The organism is Burkholderia alba (genome assembly GCF_034721475.1).
In the GTDB taxonomy this organism is placed as follows: domain Bacteria; phylum Pseudomonadota; class Gammaproteobacteria; order Burkholderiales; family Burkholderiaceae; genus Burkholderia; species Burkholderia alba.
On sequence record NZ_JAWJWL010000041.1, the window covers coordinates 13,030 to 37,554 of the forward strand.

19 protein-coding genes and 1 pseudogene are annotated in these 24,525 nt (G+C 66.6%); 9 read left to right on the forward strand and 11 right to left on the reverse strand.

What is annotated here, in order from left to right; translation table 11 throughout:
* Positions 1 to 391 precede the first annotated feature (391 nt).
* A complete protein-coding gene (locus tag RZR99_RS29375; RefSeq protein WP_323123283.1) occupies positions 392 to 1,171 on the reverse strand; it encodes a 4'-phosphopantetheinyl transferase family protein in 780 nt (259 codons plus the stop codon).
* Positions 1,172 to 1,289: 118 nt separating this feature from the next.
* On the opposite strand from RZR99_RS29375, the gene RZR99_RS29380 reads away from it, so the two are divergent.
* On the forward strand, positions 1,290 to 1,874 hold the full coding sequence (locus RZR99_RS29380) for an HD domain-containing protein (RefSeq protein ID WP_323123302.1): 585 nt from the start codon (positions 1,290 to 1,292) through the stop codon (positions 1,872 to 1,874).
* A gap of 76 nt (positions 1,875 to 1,950) precedes the next feature.
* Here the strand turns inward: RZR99_RS29380 and RZR99_RS29385 are convergent, their stop codons facing one another.
* Entirely contained in the window at positions 1,951 to 2,955 is a 1,005-nt protein-coding gene (locus RZR99_RS29385; RefSeq protein WP_323123284.1) for an alpha/beta hydrolase family protein, read from the reverse strand.
* A 131-nt stretch (positions 2,956 to 3,086) separates the two neighbouring features.
* Here RZR99_RS29385 and RZR99_RS29390 point away from each other — a divergent pair.
* The 5 genes and pseudogenes from RZR99_RS29390 (at position 3,087) to RZR99_RS29410 (ending at position 7,319) form a co-directional block, all read left to right on the forward strand.
* Positions 3,087 to 4,011, forward strand: a pseudogene (locus RZR99_RS29390) (LysR substrate-binding domain-containing protein).
* A gap of 160 nt (positions 4,012 to 4,171) precedes the next feature.
* Positions 4,172 to 4,921: an ATP-binding cassette domain-containing protein gene (locus RZR99_RS29395; RefSeq protein ID WP_323123285.1), complete on the forward strand. Its 750-nt coding sequence runs from the start codon at positions 4,172 to 4,174 to the stop codon at positions 4,919 to 4,921.
* Positions 4,922 to 5,142: 221 nt separating this feature from the next.
* Positions 5,143 to 6,363 carry an MFS transporter gene (locus RZR99_RS29400; RefSeq protein ID WP_323123286.1) on the forward strand — a complete coding sequence of 407 codons (1,221 nt, stop codon included), beginning with the start codon at positions 5,143 to 5,145 and terminating at the stop codon, positions 6,361 to 6,363.
* The gene (locus tag RZR99_RS29405) at positions 6,360 to 6,494 is read left to right on the forward strand and encodes a hypothetical protein (RefSeq protein WP_323123287.1); all 135 of its coding nucleotides are present in this window, start codon (positions 6,360 to 6,362) and stop codon (positions 6,492 to 6,494) included. The genes RZR99_RS29400 and RZR99_RS29405 overlap by 4 nt, the downstream gene beginning before the upstream one ends.
* Before the next feature lie 198 nt (positions 6,495 to 6,692).
* The gene (locus tag RZR99_RS29410) at positions 6,693 to 7,319 is read left to right on the forward strand and encodes a hypothetical protein (RefSeq protein WP_323123288.1); all 627 of its coding nucleotides are present in this window, start codon (positions 6,693 to 6,695) and stop codon (positions 7,317 to 7,319) included.
* Between the two features lie 79 nt (positions 7,320 to 7,398).
* On the opposite strand, the gene RZR99_RS29415 is transcribed toward RZR99_RS29410, so the two are convergent.
* From RZR99_RS29415 to RZR99_RS29425, 3 genes are all read right to left on the reverse strand, one after another.
* Entirely contained in the window at positions 7,399 to 8,112 is a 714-nt protein-coding gene (locus RZR99_RS29415; RefSeq protein WP_323123289.1) for an autoinducer binding domain-containing protein, read from the reverse strand.
* Between the two features lie 829 nt (positions 8,113 to 8,941).
* A complete protein-coding gene (gene cysC, locus RZR99_RS29420) occupies positions 8,942 to 9,508 on the reverse strand; it encodes an adenylyl-sulfate kinase (protein ID WP_323123290.1) in 567 nt (188 codons plus the stop codon).
* Between the two features lie 202 nt (positions 9,509 to 9,710).
* Positions 9,711 to 9,836 carry a hypothetical protein gene (locus RZR99_RS29425; protein ID WP_323123291.1) on the reverse strand — a complete coding sequence of 42 codons (126 nt, stop codon included), beginning with the start codon at positions 9,834 to 9,836 and terminating at the stop codon, positions 9,711 to 9,713.
* A gap of 840 nt (positions 9,837 to 10,676) precedes the next feature.
* Here RZR99_RS29425 and RZR99_RS29430 point away from each other — a divergent pair.
* On the forward strand, positions 10,677 to 11,840 hold the full coding sequence (locus tag RZR99_RS29430) for an alkane 1-monooxygenase (protein ID WP_323123292.1): 1,164 nt from the start codon (positions 10,677 to 10,679) through the stop codon (positions 11,838 to 11,840).
* 145 nt (positions 11,841 to 11,985) lie between these two features.
* Here the strand turns inward: RZR99_RS29430 and RZR99_RS29435 are convergent, their stop codons facing one another.
* The 6 genes from RZR99_RS29435 to RZR99_RS29460 form a co-directional block, all read right to left on the reverse strand.
* A complete protein-coding gene (locus tag RZR99_RS29435) occupies positions 11,986 to 13,137 on the reverse strand; it encodes a hypothetical protein (RefSeq protein WP_323123293.1) in 1,152 nt (383 codons plus the stop codon).
* 1,277 nt (positions 13,138 to 14,414) lie between these two features.
* Positions 14,415 to 15,410, reverse strand: a complete 996-nt coding sequence (locus RZR99_RS29440) for an ABC transporter permease (protein ID WP_323123294.1) — start codon at positions 15,408 to 15,410, stop codon at positions 14,415 to 14,417.
* Position 15,411: 1 nt separating this feature from the next.
* Positions 15,412 to 16,389 (reverse strand): ABC transporter permease, encoded by a 978-nt coding sequence (locus RZR99_RS29445; RefSeq protein ID WP_323123295.1) that lies wholly within the window; start codon positions 16,387 to 16,389, stop codon positions 15,412 to 15,414.
* A gap of 33 nt (positions 16,390 to 16,422) precedes the next feature.
* Positions 16,423 to 17,970, reverse strand: a complete 1,548-nt coding sequence (locus RZR99_RS29450) for a sugar ABC transporter ATP-binding protein (RefSeq protein WP_323123296.1) — start codon at positions 17,968 to 17,970, stop codon at positions 16,423 to 16,425.
* A 27-nt stretch (positions 17,971 to 17,997) separates the two neighbouring features.
* Positions 17,998 to 19,026, reverse strand: a complete 1,029-nt coding sequence (locus RZR99_RS29455; protein WP_323123297.1) for an ABC transporter substrate-binding protein — start codon at positions 19,024 to 19,026, stop codon at positions 17,998 to 18,000.
* 129 nt (positions 19,027 to 19,155) lie between these two features.
* On the reverse strand, positions 19,156 to 20,079 hold the full coding sequence (locus RZR99_RS29460; RefSeq protein ID WP_323123298.1) for an aldose 1-epimerase: 924 nt from the start codon (positions 20,077 to 20,079) through the stop codon (positions 19,156 to 19,158).
* A gap of 336 nt (positions 20,080 to 20,415) precedes the next feature.
* Here RZR99_RS29460 and RZR99_RS29465 point away from each other — a divergent pair, with 336 nt between their 5' ends.
* Together RZR99_RS29465 and RZR99_RS29470 are read left to right on the forward strand one after the other, a co-directional pair.
* On the forward strand, positions 20,416 to 21,456 hold the full coding sequence (locus RZR99_RS29465) for a LacI family DNA-binding transcriptional regulator (protein WP_323123299.1): 1,041 nt from the start codon (positions 20,416 to 20,418) through the stop codon (positions 21,454 to 21,456).
* 574 nt (positions 21,457 to 22,030) lie between these two features.
* On the forward strand, positions 22,031 to 24,352 hold the full coding sequence (locus RZR99_RS29470; protein WP_323123300.1) for a PA14 domain-containing protein: 2,322 nt from the start codon (positions 22,031 to 22,033) through the stop codon (positions 24,350 to 24,352).
* The last annotated feature ends 173 nt before the right edge of the window (positions 24,353 to 24,525 follow it).

Sequence of the window (24,525 nt, forward strand, 5' to 3'; positions counted from 1 at the left end):
TAAGCGTCCTGTCTATACAAGTTCTGGATGAACCAAAGTGTAGGAGAATCAACTTGTATAGACAACTTGTTTTTCAATAATGCGGATCGGGAATTTCCCTAGTGTGCCGGGGGCGCACGGCCGCGGCGAGGAAACGCCGCCGGCACGGCGGGACGGCGGCACGGCGGGACGGCGGGACGGCGGGACGGCGGGACGGCGGGACAGCAAGTGGCACGCGCGCGACGGCGCGGGTCACCGCATCGCGGAGCGATGGGCAATGGCGCGATGGGGAAGCGCGGATGCAAGCGGCGTCTTTCGCCGCACGGCGAGCCCGGCCGGTTGAAGCGGGTCGGTCAGCCTGTCGGCCCGGCGAACCCGGACCGGCGTCGACCCCGGTTTCCCCGGCGCGACGTCAGGCGCGCTGCCAGGCAACGCAGGCCGCATAGTCGGCGGGCGCGTCGAGCCAGCCCGCGTCGAACGCGGCGACGCCGCTCGCCGGCGACGCGGGGTCGACGATCCGCACGACCGGCCGGTCCGCCCGGCCGTCCTCGGCGAGCACGGAAAACGCCGTCAGCCCGCCCGCGATGCCGGTCCCCAGCGCCTTGAGAAGCGCCTCCTTCGCGGCCCACACCCGGTAGAACGCCGCCTCGCGCGCAGCGGCGGGCAGCGCTGCGATCCGCCGCGCGTCGGCGGGCGCGAACACCGCCTCGCCCAGCGACGACCAGTCGACGCCGGGACGGCCCCACTCGATATCGACGCCGACGCGCCCCGCCCCGCTCCACGCCACCAGCGCATGCGCGCCCGAATGCGACACGTTGAAGTCGAGCCCCGGCGCGCGCGCGGCCAGCCCGGGCGCGAGTTGCGGCCGGCCCGCCGCGTCGTTGATCAAACGGACCGCGGCGGGCGCGATCCCGAGCAGTTCGGCAAGCAGCCTGCGCAACACCGTGCGCGTGGCCGCGCTGCGCACGCCATCTTCCGCACGCACGAAACGCGCGGCGCGCGCGCGTTCGTCATCGTCCAGCACGTCGAATGCGGGCGCGTCGAGCGGCACCTCGAACCCGAAATCGATCCGCAGCACCCGCACGCCCGCAAGTCGCGCGTCGGCAGGTACGGGTACGGCGACGACCCGGTAAGCGAGCGTATCGGCGATCGCGGCCGCGACATCGAAATCGGAGGACTGGGGCTGAGTCATGAAACGGCAAGTGGACAGGACGAAGGTCCGATATTATCGGATGCGCCCGCCGGTCCATCGTCTATCATCCGGAGCACGGCGCGCGCTTTCACTCACTTCGCACGCCGTCCGGCCGATGATGAATACCGAAGAGATCCACAAGGCCCTCGCCTTCCTGCGCGAGGCGGAGCGACTGAAGGACGTGTTGCGCAGCGCGCATACGTCGGGCGGCCGCCGCGAGAGCACCGCCGAACATACGTGGCGCCTGTGCCTGATGGCAATGGTCTTCGAGTCCGAGTTCGCGGATATCGACTTCGCGAAACTGCTGAAGATCTGCGTGCTGCACGACCTCGGCGAAGCGATCGGCGGCGACGTACCGGCAACCGAACAGCGGCCGGATCAGCATAAGTCCGCACGCGAGCGGGCCGATCTCGAGACGCTGACGGCGCCGCTCGCCGCATCCGCGCGGGCGCACTTCATGGCGCTGTGGGAGGAATACGAGCATGGCGCGTCGCCCGAAGCACGGCTCGTGAAGGGGCTCGACAAGCTCGAAACGATCCTGCAGCACAACCAGGGCCGCAACCCTCCCGATTTCGACTACGCGTTCAATCTTGCCTACGGGCAGCGCTACATGGATGCGCATCCGCTGTTCGCGGCGATTCGCGCATTGCTGGATCACGAAACGCGCGCCCGCGCGGACGCCGATCGCGCATCCCCCGCGTGAATCCGGCCGGCCGCCGCGCGGCGATCGACGATCGCGCGCAACCGGGATGCCGCGCGCCGCGGCATCCGCCCCCCGCTCATGCCCGCCTGTTGCTCGCCGCGCGAGTCGCGCCTTCGGCCCGAGTCGGCGAGACCGGACGCCGGATCACGTCACCCGGTGCGTCGTGCGGCAGTTCGCCGGTCTGCAGCCAGCGCTGCGCGAGCGGCCAGAGCGTGGCCGCGAACCGGCTGTGGAAAAACGCGAAATGGCCGATCTCCGCCGCGTCGATCTGCCGGGGCGCGATCCGCAAGTGGGTCACGGCGCTGCGCGTGAAGTACGCGAGCAGCCGCTCGACCGCGTCGACCGTGCCGAACTCGTCGTCGCTCAGGCCCACCGCCAGGATCGGCGCCGTCATCCGAGCGAAGCGCTCGACCAGCTCGCGCCGAGTCTCGGGCGGCTCGGTCAGCGGCGCGCGGACATAGCTGTCCTCGAAGCGCCGACGGCTGCGGCTCCATGACAGCGCGACGCCCTTCGGCGTGTCCTCCATCCAGCCGAGCCGCCGCGCCGGCACATAGCCGAACAGATGCGCCAGCACGGGCATCGCGACATACCACTTCAGCAGCATCCCGAGCCGGTGGGCGGCGCCGCAGTCGCGCCAGTACGCATACTGCGAGCCCACGCTGAACACGCGCCGCAGTTGCGGGTTCGACGGCGCGAGCCCGACCACGAAGCCGCCGATGCTGTGCGCGACGAGATCGAGCGGCTGCCCGGGAAACGCGTTCAGCGCGTACTGCAGTACCGCCTCGCAATCGAAGCGTCCCCAGTCGAGCCAGGTTGCGTGAAATCCGGCGAGCCGCTCGGGCCGCGATTCTCCGATGCCCCGATAGTCGTAGACCAGCACGTCGCTGCCGTGGCTGAACAGATAAGCCGCGAAACGAAAGTAATAGCTGCAGCGTACCGAGGTCGCGCAGTTGACGATCGTGACCGGCCGGTCCGCCGCCGGCGCGCGATGCCGCCACGCGAAACCGCGCACCGGATAGCCGTCCGCCGCCACCGCGACGAAGGGTTCGGGCGGCATCGCCTCGGGGTATTCAATCCGCATGAAGTCTCCTGGCGCCGGCGTCGGCGCACTCGTCGCGCGCCGGTTCCGCACGCGGTTTTCGTATGCCATTACACTTGACGCGCGGCGTTATCTCAACCAATCTTCCCGCTCCGTTCGCATGATCCGCGCGCATGTCAACTCCCCTCGTCCGTCTGCCCCCCTCGACCTGCTGCGCGGGTTCGTCGCGGTCGGCCGCCGGATGAGCATCACGCTCGCCGCACGGGATCTCTGCGTCACGCAATCGGCCGTCAGCCGACAGATACACGCGCTCGAAGCCCAGCTCGGCACCCCGTTGCTGCATCGCGGCTACCGGTCGATCTCGTTCACGCCCGAAGGCGAACGCCTGTTCCGCACCGCCGACGCGGTCGTCCAGCAGTTGCAGGACGCGCTCGCCGTCCTGCAGCATCCGAAGCAGCGGCAACCGGTCACCGTCACGGCCAGCATCGGCGTCACCGCGCTATGGCTGCTGCCGCGGCTCGGCAGCTTCCAGCGCCGCCATCCAGCCATCGACCTGCGCGTCGCCGCCAACGACAAGTTACTCGATTTGCGCGCGGAAGGCGTCGATCTCGGCATCCGCTACTGCGCCGCGCACCGGGCTCCGCCCGGCGCGATCCGGCTGTTCGACGAAACCGTGGCGCCGGTCGCGCGTCCGCCGCTCGGCCGCGTTCGCTCGCGAGCGAACGCGCGCTCGCCGCGCACGTGCTGCTCGAATTCGACGGTCCCCGCCACGCCCAGCTGCAGTGGACCGACCACCTCGCCGCGCTCGGTCTCGCCGATGCCCAGCCGAAAAGCGTCCTGCGCTTCAACCAGTACGACCAGGTCATCCAGGCCGCGCTCGCCGGTCAGGGCATCGCGCTCGGCCGGCTCGCGCTCGTCGCGCCGCTGCTCGCCGACGGCCGGCTCGCGGTGATCGGCCAGAGCGCCCCCGCACTCAAGCGCGGCTACGGCTACTGGCTCTACACCGCCGACCCGTCCCCGCGCCGCGATGTGCTCGACGTACTCGCCTGGATCCGCGCCGAGGCGCAGGCCTTCGAAGCCGGCGGCGAGCCGCGCTGACCCGCTCGCCGCCCAGGCTACCAGTTCTGGTAGTTGCGGCGGCCTCCCCGCGCGCGTGAAATAGGTCGCGATGGGGTCATCCACTTGCGGCATCCGGCCGGCCCTTGCCGCGTCCGCTCCTTTGATCGGCGCGCTCTCGACATCCTTTCGGAGATAACGCGTGAGCCCGACTGTTCCGCTGCTTCGCATCGAAGCGCTCGCCTGCGGCTTCGGCAAGCGCGAAGTGCTGCATGGCGTCACCCTGTCGGTCGCGTCCGGCGCGATCGAGGGGCTGCTCGGCCGAGCCTCGGCGGGCAAGACCACCCTGTTGATGACGATCGCGGGCCTGATCAAGGCCTATGACGGTTCGATCCGCTTCGACGACATGGAGCTCGCCGGCCTGAAAAGCCACGAGATCCTGATGCGCGGCGTCGCCTACGTACCGCACAAGCGCTCGCTGCTGCGCGCGCTCTCCGTGCGCGACGCGCTGATGGCCGGCGCATGGCGCGACGCCGACCAGGCGCGCATCCGGCAGGACACGGATCGGTTGCTCGACCGCTTCGCGTGTCTGCGCGCACGCGCGTCGCACTGCGTCGCGGTATTGAGCGATTACGAACAGCAGTTGCTCGCGATTGCGCGCGCGCTCGTGCAGCGGCCGCGCCTGATGCTGCTCGACGAGCCCGCGTTCGGCCTGAGCGCGTCGGCCGCCGACGACATCGCGCGCGTGCTCGGCGCGCTGCGCGACGAAGGCATCAGCCTGCTGATCGCCGAGCGCGAACCGCTGCTGATTCCGCGGCTCGCGACCTGCTCGCACACCCTGGTCGACGGCTGCATGGCCGGCATGCCCGCCGCTGCGCCACGCGAGACACCGCGCCGCCGGATGCGTCGCAGCTCGACGCTGCACGGCTCGGCGCCGGCGGCCGTGGCATAACCCCGACGCGGGCGGTCGTCGCGGCGGCGCGCATTCCCGTTGCCGCGCACCGGGCCGACCGGCAGGCAGCCGCAACGCCCGCCGGGTTCACGGTTCGCATGCCTGCAGTGCATGCGAACCGTGCCAAAGAATCGATTGAAGGACTGTGCTCCCCCGCGTCTAATGGGTCAGCGGCCCGGTCTCGCCGGGCCGCTTCACGACACCGCCCAGGAGACCGTCCCATGCCTTCATCCCGGCCGGCGGCACACCATCGCTGGCGGCTCGTCGTCGCGGGCGGCCTCGTGATGGGCGCCGCGATCGGCATCCGCCATGTCCAGGGCCTGTTGCTCACGCCCGTCACGCTGGAACGCGGCTGGTCGCGCGATGCGTTCGGCCTCGCGCTCGCGCTGCAGAACCTGGTCTGGGGCCTCGCCCAGCCGCTGACCGGCATGATCGCCGACCGCTTCGGCTCCGCGCGGGTGATCGTCGCCGGCACGCTGTGCTACGCGCTCGGCCTCCTCGTGATGGCGCAAGCGACGACGACCGGCCTGTTCACGCTCGGCAGCGGCATACTGATCGGCGTCGCGCTGTCCGGCTCCGCGTTCGGCGCGGTCTACGGCGCGCTGAGCCGCCTCTATCCGGCTGAGCAGCGCAGCTGGGCGCTCGGCGTCGCGGGCGCGATCGGCGGGCTCGGACAGTTCTGCATGGTGCCGATCGCGCAGGGGCTCATCAACGGTGTCGGCTGGGCGCATGCGCTACTCACGCTCGCCGTCGCCACCGCGCTTCTCGCGCCGCTCGCCGGCGTGCTGCGCGACCGGCCGGCGCATGCCGCCGCATCCGGCGAAACAGGGCAAACGCTCGGCGCCGCGATACGCGAGGCGCTGTCGCACCGGGGCTTCCGGCTGCTGAATCTCGGTTTTCTCGCATGCGACTTCCAGCTTGCGTTCATCGGCGCGCATCTGCCCGCCTACCTGCTCGATCACGGCCTCACCGCGAAACACGCGAGCATCGCGCTCGCCAATGTGATCGGCACCTACGGATGCGGCCATGCCGGCGGCTTCCTGCGCCGCAAGTCCGTGCTCTCCGTGGTGTACGTCGTGCGTTCCGCCGCGATGGCGCTGTTCGTCGCGCTGCCGCTCACGCCGGCGAGCGTCTATGTCTTCTCGTTCGCGATGGGGCTCATCTGGCTCGGCACCGTCCCCCTGACGAACGGACTCGTGTCGCAGATGTTCGGCGTGCGCTACATCACGACGCTGTTCGGCTTCGTATTCTTCGGTCATCAGCTCGGCGGTTTCTTCGGCGTGTGGCTCGGCGGCATCGTGTTCGACGCGACGCCTTCGTACGACCTGCTGTGGTACGGGTCGATCGCGCTCGGCCTCGCCGCCGCGCCGCTGCATCTGCCGATCGACGATGCCCGAGTCGTCCGTTCATCGCGCCCGGCACCGTCGGGCATACCGGCATGAGCGGCCCGCGCGCCATCCGGCGCTCGCTCGGCATTGCGCTCGCGGCGGTGTTTGTCGCGCTGTGTTTCGCCGCCTATCTGCAGCCGGCGACCATCCTGTCCGTTGTCGAAGTCCTGTCGTTCTGCAGTTGACCGGCATGCACGCGCGCACCCCGCGCGCCGGACTCGGCCCGCCCCCCTCCAACTCGGCAGACGTCCCGTTTGATGCAATCGACGTTCGCGGCGAATTCCCGACCGATGGTGCGCCGCGAGACGATAAAATCGACCCGCAGCGCCGCTGCGCATCCATTCGTTCAAACAGTACTCGGTACTCTCTGGAGGGCCTCATCCATGAAAGCAACGACGATCGGCACAGCCGTTCTCACCCTGGCATCCCTGCACCTGTCCTCCGCCGTCGCGCAACAGCCGTCGCCCGCTCCGGTACAGGCCGCACCCGCCGCGGGCGAATCCGCGCTCGCCGCCACCGCACAGGACGTCGTCGACGGCGTCCGCGCCCGTCACATGCGCGCCATGATCGTCGGCATCGACAATGCGTCGCGCACCCTCACGCTCAAGGGCGCGAAGGACTTCGTCTCGAACGTGGTGGTCGGCCCTGAAGTGCCGGGCTTCGACAAGTTGAAGGTCGGCGATCGCGTCGACGTGTTCACGAAGAACGCCCTGCTCGTCACCGCCGAGAAGGTCGGCGACGCGAGCATCCGCGAAAGCAAGGTCACGCGCTCGATCACGCCCACGCCGAACGGCTTCGATTCGACCCGCCAGGCCGAACTGCTCGCCACCGTCACCAAGATCGACCGCAAGACGCGCGTCGTCACGCTGCGCGGCCCGCAGCGCACCGAGTCCTACGAGGTGTCGCCCAGCCTCGACCTCGCCGCGCTGAAGGTCGGCGACATGGTGCACGCGGTGTACGTCTCCGCGACGGCCGTCAACGTAACCTCGCAGCCGACCGCGCAGGACTAGCCGGAACGCTCCGGCGCGCCGCCCGGCCGCAATCGGCCCCGGGCGGCGCACGATCGACGCGCGGCCGAGGGCCGCGCGTTCAGCTCAACAGGCCCAGCATCGCCGCGCGCACCACGGCGGCCGTCTTGTTGGCCGTCTTCAGTTTGACGATCGCATTCTTCACGTGGAAATTGACGGTATCCACGGAGATCGCGAGGATCTTGGAAATCTCGCCCGACGTCTTGCCGTCGGCGGCCCATTTCAGTACCTCCACCTCGCGCTCCGTCAGGCCCCGCTCCGGATCCGCCATCAGCTTCGGCAGCATGCGGCGGCCGAGCGCGAAATGCGCGGTATTGACGAGCCAGCGCATCTTGAACTCCTTGGCCGCAAGCTCGGTGGCCGTCAGCGGCGCGGACGAGCGCACCAGCACCAGCATCCCCATCACGCCGTACGCGTCGCAACTCGCCTGCGCCCAGCCGAACCGCAAACCGAAAGCCTGCGCCTCGACCCACAGCTGATGGGCCGGCGCGAACAGTTCGTCGCTCCAGATCACGGGCGTCTGCGAACGCCGGCCATGCGCGACGATCGGGTCGACATCGAGGAAACCGGCTTCCAGATAGCGGCGCTGCCACGGCTCCGGGTAATTGCTGCGCATCACGATCTTCGGACGGGACAACGGCCAGGGGACGCGCAACCCGTACGCGCAGTATTCGAAACCCAGGTCGGCCGCGGCGGCCTCGACCCTGCCGAACGCGTCGTCCTCGGACTTCGCGCCGTCCAGCCCCGATAGCACATCCTCTGCCCAGTTCGTCATTACGGCCCTCTTCGGATCTGTATGTCGGGCATGCCGAATCCGGCCCGCCCGTCCGTCGCTGCGCGCCGACGCACCGGGCGTGCCGGGGCACGGACCGCGTGCGACTCGCGTCATTTGCAAACCGGGATGCCGGGAAGCCGGTTCGGTTTCCGGTTGTTTTTATAGGATTATGAAACCCATTTCACCCAATCAATTGACCATTAAATATTAACAACAAGATTAAATCAAATCGAACTCATCTATTCCCGGAATCAGCGCAATGAATAATTCATCGAACCGCTCAACACACATGAGGATTATTTACACAAACAACGGCGAAATTTATCGATGAATCAGTGAGTTCAACGCTACAAAGATACTTTCATCAAGCCGCTGCAGGCTGACACTTCGCAAGCTTTCCACCTTTTTCGATCAGATTTCGAGAACACAATAAATATGAAGAATTCGGCCACGCGATCATACCCGATCATTTTATCAGACACTTAATTTTCGAGATATTTTTATCTAAATTAATAGCATCAATTAATCAAATTAAAGAGCCAATTAAAATAACTGGTCGGCCGATCCGTGCGGAAAGCGGATCGGCTGCCTCTCGACGAATCGTGGCGTGTTGAGGAAGATCAAATTAGCCGGATCGGGAATGCCGCGGGAGAAGGCGCGCGTCCGCGCTCAACAGTGGATGCGGCACATGGAAGGGGCGAAGCAGGCGGACGGCTTACGCCGTGCGCGGGGAACGGGATGCGGTCGGCGGAAGACGGAGGGTGCGCCTTCGGCACCTCGGACAGCAGATGCGTAGGCGCAGCGGGACGACGGACGACAGCCCGTCGGGTCAGATCTGAACGGGTAATTCGGTCACGCTGGCAAGTTGCGACAGCAAATCCATGATCGAGGTCTCGACTTCACAGCCGGACGTATCGATCACGATGTCCGGCGCGGCCGGCGCTTCGTAAGGACCCGACACGCCGGTGAACTGCGGCAGTCGCCCCTGTTCCGCGCGCGCGTACATGCCCTTCGGGTCGCGTTCGCGGCACACCGCGGACGGCGTCGCCACGAAGGCTTCGAAAAAGCCCTTCCCGACGATCGAGCGCGCCAGATCGCGCTGAGCCTGAAGCGGCGAGATCGTCGCCACGACGACGACATAGCCTTCATGCTGGAACAGCTTCGCGACGTGCGCGAACCGACGAATGTTCTCCAGACGGTCCGCGTTCGAAAAACCGAGATCCGAACACAGCCCCTCGCGCAGCGTATCGCCATCCAGCACGATCGCCTTCACGCCCCGGCTCAGCAGCCGGCTCAACAGCGCATTCGCCGTCGTAGTTTTCCCTGCCCCGGGCAACCCGGTCATCCAAACGACTGGCGCAATGGCTTCCGGCGGATATCCGCCTTTCATATCCATTTCGAATCCCTCTCAAGATCCCTAATTTGCGCAGTCTAACGTCTACATAACAAAACAAAAATCCACGAATTTTTACGAGTTATTGCAAGGAAATGCGCTAGCGCACCGATTTGCATGCCGCCGAACAGGCCTCGCCGGCCGCGTCGCCACGGTCCCCTCGACCGCGCCACAAGGCGCCGGGAGTCGCATTGCGCTCTGTCCGTCAGCCTTTCGGGCCGCCGCGTGCGCGTCGCTTCGTGCGCGTCGCTTCGTGCTCGACGACGAGGCGCGCGCCGAGCTGGCCGACCCGCTGCGCGGCAGCCTCGCCTGCACGGGGGTGCCGCAGCACTCGGCTTCGCCCGCTCGAAATCCCAGCGCCGTCTCCATCCGCTCGCCGGATCGAACAACAGGTGACGCAACCCGGCCCGGCCTCATGGCGCGGCTGCGCGCCGCTCTTTGCCGATTCCCCGCGGATCTCGCGGCATCCGCATCGACCGATACGCCCGGGGGCCGCGCCTCGCGGCTCGCAGCGTCATGCTTCGCTGCGTGCTTGGCGAAATATCGCGGGGCGCCGCCCATGCGCGGTGGCGCGTCTTGGCCGACCGCCGACGACTCGCGCACGCCGGCGATCGCGGACGTTGAGCGCTGGCATCGCCATCCCCGCGCATCGGGATCGATCGCCGCCCACCGGTATCGCATCGACTTGCGGACGCGCGTTCCAAGTCGCAGCCACGGATACCCGGTTCAACAATCCGTTACAAAATGCCGTGCCCGCGGTCAACTTGGTAATTTATCGAGATCGACTGCGGCCCCGGCTTACCGCGATACGCGTCGCCTCGGATGCGATGCCCGCTCGTTGCGCACGCATCGATTACCAATCGCTGCCCGGCTCCCGATAGTTTGAGATCTTGCGGCGCGCTTTCTTCCCGCCTCCGACCTACAGGCTTACCCTCGGTCGCCGCGCGCGACCCGTCGTACCGGCCGCGATCCGCGCCTGTTTCAATCGGCCCGTCGCGCGGGCCGTTTCGCGGGACACCGCCATCCGCGCCGTTTGGAAGCGATCCCCTAACCGGATTGTTTGGCGGAGCGGAGGCCGAACACGTATAAATCAGCGCACCGGGTCGCATTCCGTCGGTATGGGTGCCTTATCCGAGCGTGAAGAGACCGGTACACAACAAGGAGGGAGACAATGTCGACACCCGAAACGGCGGCCGCGCCGTGGACCGACAGCAAGCGCTACTGGTGGCTGCTCGGCGCGCTGACGATCACGCTGCCGCTCGCGTCGGCGCAGCTCGCGCTGGCGACGGGCTGGCACATCTTCTGGTGGTTCGGGCCGCTGTTCGCCTTCGGCGTGATCCCGCTGCTCGACACGCTGATCGGCGACGATCGCGACAATCCGCCCGAGGAGATCGTGCCGACCCTGGAGCGGGAGCGCTATTACCGCTATGTCGTGTATCTCGCCACGCTCGTGGTTTATGTCGCGTTCGCAGGCGCGATGTGGGTCGTCAGTACGCAGGCGTTGACCTGGTACGACTACCTCGGCTTCGCGCTGTCGCTCGGCGCGGCGACCGGCATCTCGATCAACACCGCGCACGAGCTGGGCCACAAGACCGACCGTTTCGAACGCTGGCTCGCGAGAGTCACGCTCGCGCCGGTCGCGTACGGTCACTTCTTCGTCGAACACAATCGCGGCCACCATGTCCGCGTCGCGACGCCGAGCGATCCCGCCAGCGCGCGCTACGGCGAATCGTTCTGGGCGTTCCTGCCGCGCACGGTGACGGGCGGCATCGCGTCCGCATGGCGCCTCGAGCGGCAACGGCTCGCGCGCACCGGACATTCGGTGTGGTCGTGGCGGAACGAAGTGCTGCAGGCGTGGGCGATGACAGTCGTTCTGTGGGGCGTCGCGATCGCGTCGTGCGGCGCGAAGATCGTTCCGTTCCTGCTGATCCAGGCGGTGTACGGTGCATCGCTGCTCGAAGTGGTCAACTATGTCGAGCATTACGGACTCGGCCGCAAGCAATTGCCGGATGGGCGCTACGAGCGCTGCACACCGCAGCACTCGTGGAACAGCAACCACGTCGTGACCAACCTGTTCCTGTACCAGTTGCAGCGGCACGCCGATCATCACGCGAATCCCACGCGCTCGTACCAGGCGCTACGGCACTTCGACGGCTCGCCGCAACTGCCCGCCGGCTACGCGACGATGATCCTGTTCGCCTATGTGCCGCCGCTGTGGTTCCGCGTGATGAATCCGCGCGTGATCGCGCACTACGGCGACAACTTCGCGCAATCGAACATCAAGCCCTCGATCCGGGACAAAGTGCTCGCGCAATTCGCGGCGGCCGGGCGATAGGTCGCGGAAGCCGGCGTCTCGATGCGGGCCGCCTTTTCCCCTGAGCGTCGTCGAACCCGAGCCGGGCCCGACAAGGAAAATGCCGAGAAATCCCTCTCTCGGCATTTTTTTACATCGTCACGCACTCATCGACAACGGATGTCGCTCAGTTCGACTCCGTGAACCGAATCGCGGGCGACGACGAACCCGACCCAGCCGAGACGCTGCAGCTGCCGAGATTCAGGTTGTTGGTTTCGCCGGTGGTGCCGCCGTTGCTGGGTCCGACGCACGTCGGCGCCGACGAGGAACCGTCCGTCAGCGCGACCGCCACGGTCAGCGACGAGCCGCTGTTGAAATCCGCGCGCGAGCCGCCCGCGTTGCCGACGACATTGAATTCCACCTGGTTCCAGCCATTCGCGATATCCGAAATGCTGTCCTGCGTCGACGAGCTATAAGCCTGCGTGCCATACGTGACGGTCGCCGTATCGGTACCGTTCGTCGTCGCCGTGCCCGAGATCTTCAGGCTGGCCAGGGCGGTGATCGGCAGCTGGTTCGCGATGACGGTGGCGGGACTGTTCTGATAGCAATCGTCGCCGCTTCCGCCGTTGCTGTCGGCACCCGCATCCGTATACCCGCTGGGGCAGATGTTAGTCGTGCCGCCATCGACGTCCTGGCCGTAGTTCTCCAGCCAGGTCTGGATGAAGACGTCGGTCGTGCCCGTCAGCGCCGTACCGGCCGAGTTCACGTCATCCGACACGAGAATGTATTGCTGCCAGGACTGGCACCCCGAGTAGCCGGCGCACGCCGCGGAGTTGCTGTCCATGTTCGTGTTCAGCTGCAGCGTGTACTGGTTCGCGCCCAGGATGCCGCCGTTGCCGTATTGCGGAACGCCCGCGCCTTTTTCCGATTTCACGCCGGTGACCGTCGGGAAGCTTCCGACCGCTTCGCTGATGAGATTCCCGGACGGCGCCTGAGCGGAATAGTCGTAGCCGCTTCCGGTGACCTGTTCGTTGGGATGGGAGACTTTCCGACGTGCGGACCGGTAACCCGACACGGGACCGCATGCGATCTTCTCCCATTTGAGATTGGGATAGGACGCGTGATAGCAGCCCTGCACCGGCGGAGCGAAGTGCCTGACGTTCTCGCGCCAGGCGGCCTGCGCCTGAGCCTCGGCCTGAACCTGGGCCTGATCGACGAAACCGTCGGTCTGCCCGGCATAGGCGGACGACAGCGGGATGGCGCTCGCGATGAGCGCTGCCCCGACGACGACTGTTGCACGAACCACGTTACGCATGACAAGCGATAGCTTCGATTGCATGTATTTCTCCAGTTGAAGCAACGTGTTGTGGTTTTCGGCCCGGCACGACCCCGGGCCTCAACCTCCTAGACAACCATTCGCCGCAGGTTCATCCGGCGCATCCCTGCTCGAACGGCAACTCCTTCACGGCAGGCCCGATCACGCCGGCACGAAAGCGACTTCCAGACAGCACTCGAACCGATTCGATCGTCAATTCAAGAAACGGCAACTATCGAACGCCCTTCAATTACCCCGCATTCAACTCTCTTGTTAATTAAGACTCCTACCTATAGAAAACACTATCCGATTCGCATGAAACGGATCCTTTCCGCGTCCTGCGCTTCGGTGGAAGATCCGCGCGCGTCCTCTCGCACACAGCCTCGCGGCACGGTAACGCTCGCCGCCGCAATACTCGGCATCCCCCTCGAGATCTTCGCATCGCATCGTAGTGCGATGCGGCCTTCAGGCCCGGATAGCTCGATTCATGCAGCCGCCATGCAACCCCGTGCCGCACATTAAATTCGGTCTACTGATTGATCGCTCGAAGGTCGCAACTGTCCATCCCGCAGCCACGCCGGGACCGGATGATTGAACAACACGTCAGGAACTGAAAGGCCGATGAGTAATTCTTTACAGACCGGATGCCGCCCTCTAAGTTACGTAATTTTAATTAAATAATATTGTCAGCATTACGTTTGAATTGATTGCATTCAGTAAAGATCGTTAATGCTTAAAATGCAGAATGCATCCAAAAATTTTGTTGGTCAAACTTTTTTTGATTGGGGATAAAACATTTAAGCGGCGGGTCGCTTTCATCGTTCGACCCCGATGCATGTGTCTGCACCGTCTCATCGAGCCGCTTCGATCCTCGGCGGCATCGATCGCGGCGCTACGTTCGTTTGAATGGGTGGCGCGCGGTGCCATCCCGCCGCGATGCGGACTCGCCGCCGCTCTTTCGGACGGTCAGGCATCGCGTTATCGTCCGCATCGCCAATGCCCCCGACGAACCCGCCGGGAAAAAGCTCGACGTGCGCCGTCATGCCCGCGCCGCCGTGCGGATGTTGTACGCAGAAAGCGACATCGATTTGCCGTCACCACCGGCACCGATTCTCAGCCGCGCCGCGCGCGCACGTTCGCGATTTCGATCGAGCCGGAGAGGCGAAAGAAAACTCGGATCGGGCGCGGCGCGGATCGCACGTCGCGAACCGAATGCCGTCGTTTGGCCGATCGTTCATGGACACAACCGATCAGGAGCGTCGGAACCACGGTTGCCTGTTCGCGTTGCGGGCCGAACGCGGTCAGCCTTTGCGCCGCTTCCCGGTCAGCAGCGTCTGCGCGATCACCGCGAGCAGCAGGAACGCCCCGCTCGCGAGGTTCTGATAGTACGGGCTCAGCGTACCCACCTGATTGATCACGTTCTCGATCACGCCGAGCAGCAGCACGCCGGCAAGCGGCCCGAACATCGTCCCGACGCCCCCCGTCAAGAGCACGCCTCCGATCACCGCCGCCGCGATCGATTGCAGTTCGTAGCTGTTGCCCGCGCCCGGCAGCCCCGAATCGAGATGCGATGCGAGCAGCGCGCCGGACAGTCCTGCAAGCGCGCCGCTCAGCCCATAAGTCGCGATCTTGAGCCGCTCGACATTCACGCCCAGCATCCGCGCCGCCTCCTCATTGCCGCCGATCGCGAACACGCCCGCGCCGTAGCGCGTGTGATTCAGCACGAACGCGGCGGCCAGATACGCGGCGGCGACGATCCACACCAGGTTGCCGATTCCGAACAGCGAGCCGTTCGCGATCGTCGAGAAGAACCCGGGATCGGCGATCAGCATGTCCTGGCTCGCGAGCACGAGCGACAGCCCCTTGAGACCGAGCAGCGCGGCAAGCGTGACGATGAACGGCGCCATCCGCGCGCGCGCGATCAGCCAGCCGTTCGCGAGCCCGATCGCGAGCCCCGCGCAGACGGGCGCGGCGAGCGCGGCACCCCAGCCGTACGGCGCTGCATAGGCGGCGATCACGGTGCTCAGCCCGACCAGCGAGCCGACCGACAGATCGAACCCGCCGAGAATGATCACGAAGCTCTGGCCGATCGCGATCAGCGCGACGAATGCGGCGGCCGAGACGATGTCGAGCAGATTCGCCGCGCTCAGGAAGTGCGGAAACACCCGGCCGGCGATCGCGCAGACGAGCACGAGAATCGCGATCGCGCCGCGCGCCTGGATCAGCCTGACGAGCTGTTCGCGACGCGCGTGCGTCGTGCCGGCGGCGCGTGGCGGAGAAATCGGCGCCGTCGGCATGTCACGCTCCCGAGCGCTGCAGATACAGCGCCCCAAGAATAAAGACGGCCTTGAGGATCTGCGCGTAGGTGTAGCTGATGTTGTTCATGATGAAACTGGCGTCGAGCAGTTGCAGCAGCAGCACGCCGAACACCGTACCGACGATCGACACGCGCCCGCCGGACAACGGCGTGCCGCCGATCACCGACGCCGCGATCGCGTCCAGCTCGAAATTCACGCCGACGTAGTTCGGATCGCCCGCGCCCAGCCGCGCGGTGGCGAACAGACCCGCGAGCCCGGCCAGCGCGCCGCTCGCCGCATAGACCGCGAGCAGCGTGCGCCGCACCGGCACGCCCGCGAGATGCGCGGCATCGCGGCTTGCGCCGACGAGGATCGCGTAGCGGCCGAACGTCGTGTTGCGCACGACGAAGAACACGACGACCGCGCAGCCAAGCGCGATCAGCATCACGACCGGCAGCCCCGCCATCGTACCGATCCCGATCAGGTCGAACGCGTCGGACGGCGGCAGGCTCACCCGTGAGCCGCCGAGCAGCGCCTGCGCAAGCCCGCGTGCCGCGACGAGCAGCGCGAGCCCCGAGATCAGCGGATCGATGTCGAGCCGGGCGACCAGCGCGCCGTTGAAAAGGCCGGCCGCGAATCCGATCGCGACGGCCGCGGCAAACGCGGCGCCGGTGCCGTACGGCAGGCACACCGCGATGATCGCGCTCGACAGCGCCATCACCGAACCGACCGACAGGTCGATGCCTCGCGTCGCGATCGCCAGGTTCTGCCCGAGCGCGATCAGCACGATCGGCGCAGCCTGGAACAGCAGGCTGCGCGCGGCCAGCGGATTCGAGAAACCGGGCGTGACCGCCAGGTTGAAGACGGCGAGCGCGACGAACGCGAGATACACGCTGCGGTCGCGCGCCTGCGCCAGCAGCGTCCGGCGCGACATGCGCCGCACGCCGCCCGGGCCGCTCATCGGATTGGCAAGATTCACGCTTTCCTCGTGGTCATGTCGATGTTCTCGTCGCTAGGCCTGATTCGCGAGCATCGCGGTCACATCGTCCGGGCTCGCTCCGCGCGTCGGCAGCTCGCCGCTCGTCGCGCCTTCGTGCAGGATCACGAGCCGGTCGGCCAGATCGAGCAGCTCCTCCATCTCCGACGAGGTCGCGACGACCGCGAGTCCCGCGTCGGCGAGCCGCCTGACCAGGTGATGCACCTCCTCCTTCGCGCCGACGTCGATCCCGCGCGTCGGATCGTCGAGCAGCAGCACCGACGGGTCGGTCGACAGGCAGCGGGCGATCAGCGCCTTCTGCTGGTTGCCGCCCGACAGGGTCGAGATCGGCGCGCCCGCATTCGCCGTCTTGATGCCCAGTTCGCGGATGTAGCGCGCGACGAGCGCCTCCTGCTTGCGCACCGAAATGAAACCGAAGCGAGAGATGCGCGGCAGCACGCAGACCACGATGTTCTCGCGCACCGACAGTTTCGCGAAGATGCCTTCGGAGCGGCGGTCCTCCGACAGGAACGCGAGGCCGGCCCGAATCGCGCGGGCGGGATCGGCGCCGGTGAGCAAGCGGCCGGCGACGCTCACCTCGCCGCTGTCGGGCTGCTGCGCGCCGAAGATCGCCTTGAAAGTTTCCGTGCGGCCCGCGCCCAGCAAGCCCGCGAGTCCAACGATCTCCTTCGGCGCAACCCGGAACGACACGTCCCGCAGCCGAGCGCCCCAGCGCAAGCCGTCGACCGCCAGCGCGGGCGCGGTCTCCCGCGCGGCATCGCCGCACGCGGCGGCAGCCGGATCGCGCGTGTCGCGCGCACCGACATCGCGGCCGAGCATCGCCGCGATCAGCGCCGCGCGCGGCAGCCGGTCGGGCGTATCGCTGCGCACCACCGCGCCGTCGCGCAGCACGGTCAGCCGGTCGCACATCCGGTAGCACTCCGACAGGCGATGACTCACCAGCACCAGCGCGATGCCGGCCGCGCGCAAATGATCGACGACGCCGAACAGCACCTCCACTTCCGCGCCGCTCAACGCCGAGGTGGGCTCGTCGAGAATCAGCACGCGCGCGCCGAGCGACACGCCGCGCGCGATCGACACCATCTGCTGCTGGCCGAGCCCGAGCGAGCGGACCTTGTCGGACGGGTCGACCGCGAGACCGTAGCGCTCGACGATCGCGCGCGCGCGGGCCTGCATCTCGCGGCGATCGATCCACGGACCGAAGCGGCGCGGCTCGTGCCCGAGAAAGATGTTCTCGGCCACGCTGCGCTCGGGAATCAGATTGATTTCCTGATAGACCGCGCAGATGCCCGCGCGCTGCGCGGCACGCGGGCTGTCGAACGCGACCGGCGCGCCGTCGACGCGGATCTCGCCCGTATCCGGCCGGTGGAATCCGGTCAGGATCTTGATCAGCGTCGACTTGCCCGCGCCGTTCTCGCCCATCAGCCCGTGCACCTCGCCCGCCCGCAGGGACAACGACACGCCGGCGAGCGCCCGCACGACGCCGAACGTCTTGCCGACATCATGCGTCTCGAGCACGACCGGCCTTTCGCTCGCCGCCGCGCCGGGAAGGTGTCCGTCCATCGCGTGCCTCCCGTTCGCCGTCGGCAATCAGTACACGAGACCCGCGTCGAGCGAATGCTTCGCGTTCGTCTTGTCGTACAGCGCGTCTTCCATGATCTGCTTCTGGGCGACCGGCTGGCCGGCGAACCATGCTTCGAGCGATTTGAACGCGAGCGGGCCGAAACGCGGATTCGTCTCGATGCCGGCCGCCGCGGTACCGTTCGCGATCGCGCCGACGAAATCCTTCGTGCCGTCGATCGACACGATCGTCACGCCCTTCAGCTTGCCCGCCTGCCGCAACGCGGTCATCGCGCCGAGCGCCATGGTGTCGGCCTGCGCATACACCGCGTTCAAGTCGGGATGCGCGAGCAGGATCTGCTCCATCACCTTCTGCGCCTCGGTCGCCGACCAGTTCGCGGTCTGCGATGCGACGATCTTCATGTTCGGATACTTCTTGAGGCCGTCCGCGAAGCCGTCCGTGCGCTGGCTCTCGACCGTGTTGCCGTAGCCGCCCTGGATCTCGGCGACGGTGGCACGCCCGCCCGTGGCATCGGCGAGCGCCTGCGCGGCGCGCTGCCCCTGACGGAAGAAGTCGGAACCGAGGAACGTGATGAAATCCTGGCACGGCGTGCCCGCCGTCTGACGGTCGATCGTCACGACCGGAATGCCTTTCGCGCGCGCTTGAGCGAGCGCGGGCTGCAGGCCGGTCGAATCGTTCGGCGCGACGATCAGCGCCTGCGCGCCCTGGTTGATCATGCTCTGGATATCCGCGACCTGCTTCGCCTGATTCGCGTTCGCATTCGTATACAGCAGCCGCTTGACGCCGACCGCTTTCGCCGCCGCCCGCACGGACGCCGTCTCCGTCGCGCGGAACGGATTCTGCTCGTTCTCCGACTGCGAGAATCCGACCACGAGATCGGTCAGCTTCGCGCCGCCCGGCTTCGGGTTCACGCAAGCCTGCGCGGAACTGGCCCCCACCTTCTGCGCGTTGTCCTGCGCATGCGCGAGCGCGACGCACCCGAGCGTCACCCCCATTGCCACCACGACACGTTGCAGCTTTCCACGGCTTGCCATCATCGTCTCCAGTCATTGTGTGATCGGGCCAGCGTACCCGCGACGCGCAGCATTCGCATCGCGAATTAATATTATTACTCGATAATATTTCCCAACCGAGTCGGGATAATCCCGTACCGCCGCGTCGCCCTGTCAGAGAGGGGCGGGTATCCAGCGCAGCGTCCCCTCCAGCCACTCCCCGGGCGCCAGTACGCAGCCGCCCACCGGGGCGCCCCGATCGTCGGCGTTAAAACAGTCCGTCGTGTTGGTGACGGGCTCGACGCACAGCGCATCGGCGCCGGCGGGCGCGAACACCACCAACTGCTCGAACGGCAGGTCCGCCGACAGCGTCAACTGCCGGCCGCGGTCCGGCCAGATGACCGTCGCCTCGCGGGTCCAGCCGACGAAATTGTTGTCGAGATCGAAAGCGTCGACCGGCATTCCGTCGCGCAATGCGTCGACAGCGGTATGCGCGCCGACGTGGGTCGGCAGCACGTCGCGGTCGGTATGCCACATCGCGGCGACGCTCGCTCTCACGAGCGTTTGCGGTGTGCGCATATAGTACGGATGATGGCCCATTCCGAACGGCATCGGCGAGGTATCCAGATTGCACGCGGAGAGGGTGATCGACAGCGCGCCGCCTTCGAGCCGGATCAACTGCCGCGCCCGGTAGTGAAACGGCCAGTCGCCCTGCCGGTTGCGATCGGGGCGATGCTCGAACTGCAGATCGAGCCAGGCGTCGCCCTGCCCGGCGATCTGCCACGGTCGACGCCAGCCGTGGCCGTGGAGCGCGTGGCGAAACGCATCGTGTGGGCCGGACAGGTCGATCGTGCGCCCGCCGAACGCGAATGTCGCGTCGCGGATCCGATTGCAATAAGGAAACAGCGGAAAGCTCGCCATGCCGAGCGGGTCGCCGCTCGCGAGCGCCGCATCGTCGGCTGGCCTGAACCAGTGCTGCGGGCCGAGAGGACCTTCTTCATAGTAGGCGGCGATCGATCCGCCGATCAACGGCGCGACGCGCACGCGAGCCGCGCCGCTCGCCAGTTCGATCAGACCGGCGTTGCGAGGTATGCCCATGAATCTTCCCGAAACGAGACCGACGACCATGCGGCCGCACCGTTCTCGCACACGGCCCGCGCGTCGTCCGATCACCCGGCGGCCGACGTCCAGCACCCGGCCGCGGGCATGTACGGGAAAGCATGGCATGGGGCATCACGCTCGGTCAATAATATTTATTGATATTATTACTTGATCTTGGGCAATCCTTCGCAACGGAGAGTAATACTTTATTGCCGCTGCACGTTCAGCGGTGTTACCTTCAAACTCGATCCAGCCGATGTGCTGCCCTTTTCGCTCATCCTGCCGGCCTCCGCAGCCCATACCGTGAAACGCTCTACTCAACGTCGCCCCACGATGACCGACATCGCCAAGCTCGCCGGCGTGTCGCAATCCACCGTCTCCCTCGTGCTCAACAACGCAGCGGGCACGAAATTCTCGGACGCCACCCGCGAAAAGGTACTGAAGGTCGCTCACGAACTGGGCTACCGCTTCCTGCCGCGCGAACTGACGATGACCCGCAGCGGCGAGCGTGACCTGATCGTCTACCTGGCCGACGAGATCTCGACGAGCCCGCATCCGGTCGTCAACATCGACGGCGCGCGCGATGCCGCGTACGCGAACGGCAAGGTGCTCGCCGTCTATTCGACGCACGGCAACGTCGACATCGAACGCCAGGTGCTCGATGCGGTGCTCGCGATGCCGAACGTGCTCGGCGTCGTCTATGCCACGGTCTACACACGCAAGGTGACGCTGCCGCCGGAACTTTTGCGCGTGCCCGCCGTGCTGCTCAATTGCTACACGACCGACGGCGGGCTGTCGTCCGTCGTGCCGTCCGAGGTCGCGGGCGGGCATGCGGCCACCGAATACCTGCTGCGCGCCGGCCACCGTCGGATCGGCTACGTCAACGGCGAGCCGTGGCAGGATGCCGCGAAGGACCGCCTCAAGGGCTATCGCACCGCGCTCGCGACGGCCGACATCCCGTTCGCGTCCGAACTCGTGCGCGACGGCGACTGGAGTTCGGGCACGGGCTTCGAGCAGACACTGTCGCTGCTGCGCGAGCCGCAGCCGCCGACCGCGATCTTCTGCGCGAACGACTTGATGGCGCTCGGTGCGATCGAAGCGGTCAAGCATCTCGGGCTGCGCGTGCCCGACGACATCTCAGTGCTCGGCTACGACGATCAGGAAATCGCCCGCCATACCCATCCGCCGCTGTCGACGATCGTACTGCCGAATTACGAACTGGGCCGCTGGGCCGTCGAAATCCTGCTGCAGGAAGAACAGAGCCGCGCGGTCGGCATGCCGGTGCGCCGGCGCGCGATCAAGCTCGACGGACCGCTCGTCGAGCGCGGATCGGTCCGGACCGTCGCGACGGTCACGCAATCGGCAAGCGCGTAAGCCGCTGTCCGCACGGGCAGGCAGGCCTCCGGCAAGGTAATTTTATTAGCCATTCATCAATCGGCCATCTACAGTGATCAGGTCGTTTCTCTCCGTATTTTCTTGAACCGCGATCGGCCGATGCCCCGTTCCCTCGAACGGAAACGTCGGTCGATCGCGCGTCTTTCAGCGCGTCTCGCGCACCCTTCATCGACTCGCCCCCCTAAGCCGGGAAACGCCGCAGCCGGTTCTTCCGAGCCATACTCCCGCCCATCCGGCGCGATCAGGCATGCCATCGGCGGATGAGTCTCTTCAAATGAACCAGGGTTAACACCGCCATAAAATTATTAGTAATAATTTCAAACCATTTCTATACTTGCCACGGCACCGTCCGCCAAGAGCAGGCGCCGGAGGGATACGCGTCAGACCGCGACGCAGCGATACCCCCGCACCCGGAAAGAACGAACAGGCGCGGACCGCCGCGCCACTCGCCCTGCATGTCCGATCGCGCCCGCGCCGCGCACCCGGCTCGGGATCGTCTCGGCCGCATCGAACCATCAGTCGTCCGCCTCTCGTCATTAATACGGAGTCCAGAATGACTATCGCGTCTCGCATCAAACCCGCCGCCCTGGCAATCGTCGTCTTGCTCGCCGCCTGCGGCGGCGATGATTCGTCGACGCCGTCCGCATCGGTGCTGGCCGCCCGCGCATCCGTCGATGCCGCCCCCTCCGGCGCCGCGAGCGGCGGCACCGCCGGCACGGCCGGCGACACGGCAAGCGGCCTGCGCGGCGGCTCGACGCGTTTCCCCAATCAGCCGATCACGCTCGGCCTGCCCGGCCCGACGCCCGCACTACGCGTGTCCGCTCGCGGCATCCCGCCGTCCATCCCTCCCGCACCGCCCGCTCCGACCGATACCCAGACGCTGACGCTCGCCGATTTCGACACCTACGGCCCGGCGTGGACAAGCAGCGGCGCGAACACGATCCAGATCGGCGGCACGAGCCAGGACGGTGCGAAGCTCGTCACGACCACGCAGCACCCCGTCTACGGCCACGCCGCCTACGAGGCGGACATCACCATCGGCGCGGGCGCACCGGGCTCAACCACGGCCAATGCGGGATTCATTGTCCACGTGAGCGGCCCGAGCGTCGGCATCGATGCGCTGACGGGCTATTACGTCGGACTCGATGCCGTCCGGCATGTGGTCCAGGTCGGCCGCGAGCAGAACAACTGGACGGACTTCGTCGATTACCCGGCGGCGTCCGTCGTGCCCGGCAGCACGCATCACCTGAAGGTCGTCACACGCAACAACGCGATCGACGTCTATCTCGACGGCAGCCAGGTCGTCAGCGTCAACGATGCGACGAGCGGGCTGTCGAGCGCGCTTCGCTCCGGTGCGTTCGGCCTGCGCCGCTTCGGCGCCAGCGTGGCCTTCAGTAACGTGACCGTGAGCCGCTACCCGGACGTCGCGCCTCGGACATACGATTTCTCTCGCGTCGTCGGGGCGGTCTACAACCCGTGGGATGCCGTGAACGCAATCGACTTCTGGCAGAACTACAACCCGGCGACCGTCGATCGCGAACTCGGCTACGCACAGACGTACGGGATGAACGCCATCACCGTCTACCTGCACTATCTGAACTGGGTCAACGATCGCGTGGCGTTCCTCGCCAAGTTCGACAGCCTGCTCGAGATCGCCGCGCGCCACGGCCTCAAGGTCGCGCCGATCTTCTACGACGACTGCTGGAATGCGAATCCGGCCTACGGCCCGCAGGCGGCGCCCATTTTCGGCGTGCACAACAGCCGCTGGGTGCAGTCGCCGGGACAGTCGGTGGAGCAGGCGTATCTGCAGCCGATCTCGTCGGCGGCCGCGACGACGTACAAGCAGGACCTGCAGGGCTATATCGCCGATTTCGTGACCGCGCACCGCGACGACCCCCGCATCCTCTATTGGGAACCGATGAACGAGCCGGGCTGCAGCGGCAACGGCGCATTGCAGCCGACGCGCGCGCTGATGATGAACGACGCGCGCATCGCAATCCTGAGCGCGGGTGCGACGCAGCCGATCAACTCGCCGAACGTGCAGGAGCCCGAGGGGGATTACTTCTCCGATTTCCACGCATTCCATCCGTACGCCATCAATGCCGCCACGCCGGACTATTCGCTGCCGCCGAGTCTCCTCGACAGCCTGAACTCCGAGACGTTGCAGCGAGGCTGGCCGGGCGGCCAGGCGGGACAGACGATGGCCGGCGTCGCCGGCACTTATGGCGGCAAAACCGGCTACCTCGTCTGGGAACTGATGATCGGGCGGACCAACACCCGCTTTCACTGGGGGCAGACGGCCGCCGCGCCCGCGACGCTCGAACCGGCGACACCGTTCCAGGGCGTCCTCTACCCTGACGGACACCCGTGGAGCACGGCCGAGGTCCAGGCGCTCGCGGGCGCGTTCAGTTCCCGGTTGAGGGTGCTGAACGTCACGTACTTCAACGACACCGCCTTCACGAAACCGGTGTTCTCGTCGATCACGCCGATGATCGACTTCGACCTGAACGCCGAACGCGGCACCGATACGCCGGATGCGTCAAAAGGCGTGAACGCGACGAACTACGCGATCCGGTGGACCGGCGCGCTCGAGATCCCGAAAGCAGACACCTACGCGTTCATCGTGACGAGCGACAACATGGCGCGCGTGTGGGTCGACGGGCGTCAGGTCGTGGACAAGAAACGGCCGGGCCTCGCGACCGCGACGGGGCGGATCAGGCTCTCGGGGAAGAAGACCGTGCCGATCCGTGTCGAGTACGTGCATGGCAGCGGGCCGGCCAGCATGCATCTGCAGTGGTCGAGCCCCGGGGCGAGCCGCGCGAATCTCGTGCGCGTCGCCGAGCGGCCGTTGACTGATGCGATTGCGCAGCGGTAGGGAGGCAATTTCCGGTGCGAGGCCAGGCCGGTGGGCTCGGTCTCGCGGCGGAGGGAAATGGGGAAGCTTGACGGGGAGTCGTGTGGCGGGCCGGAAGGGCCTGTCATTAATTTCGTGTTCGAGGCATATCATGACGCCAAGGAGTCAATATGCCCCGCAAACCGAAAGCCAAA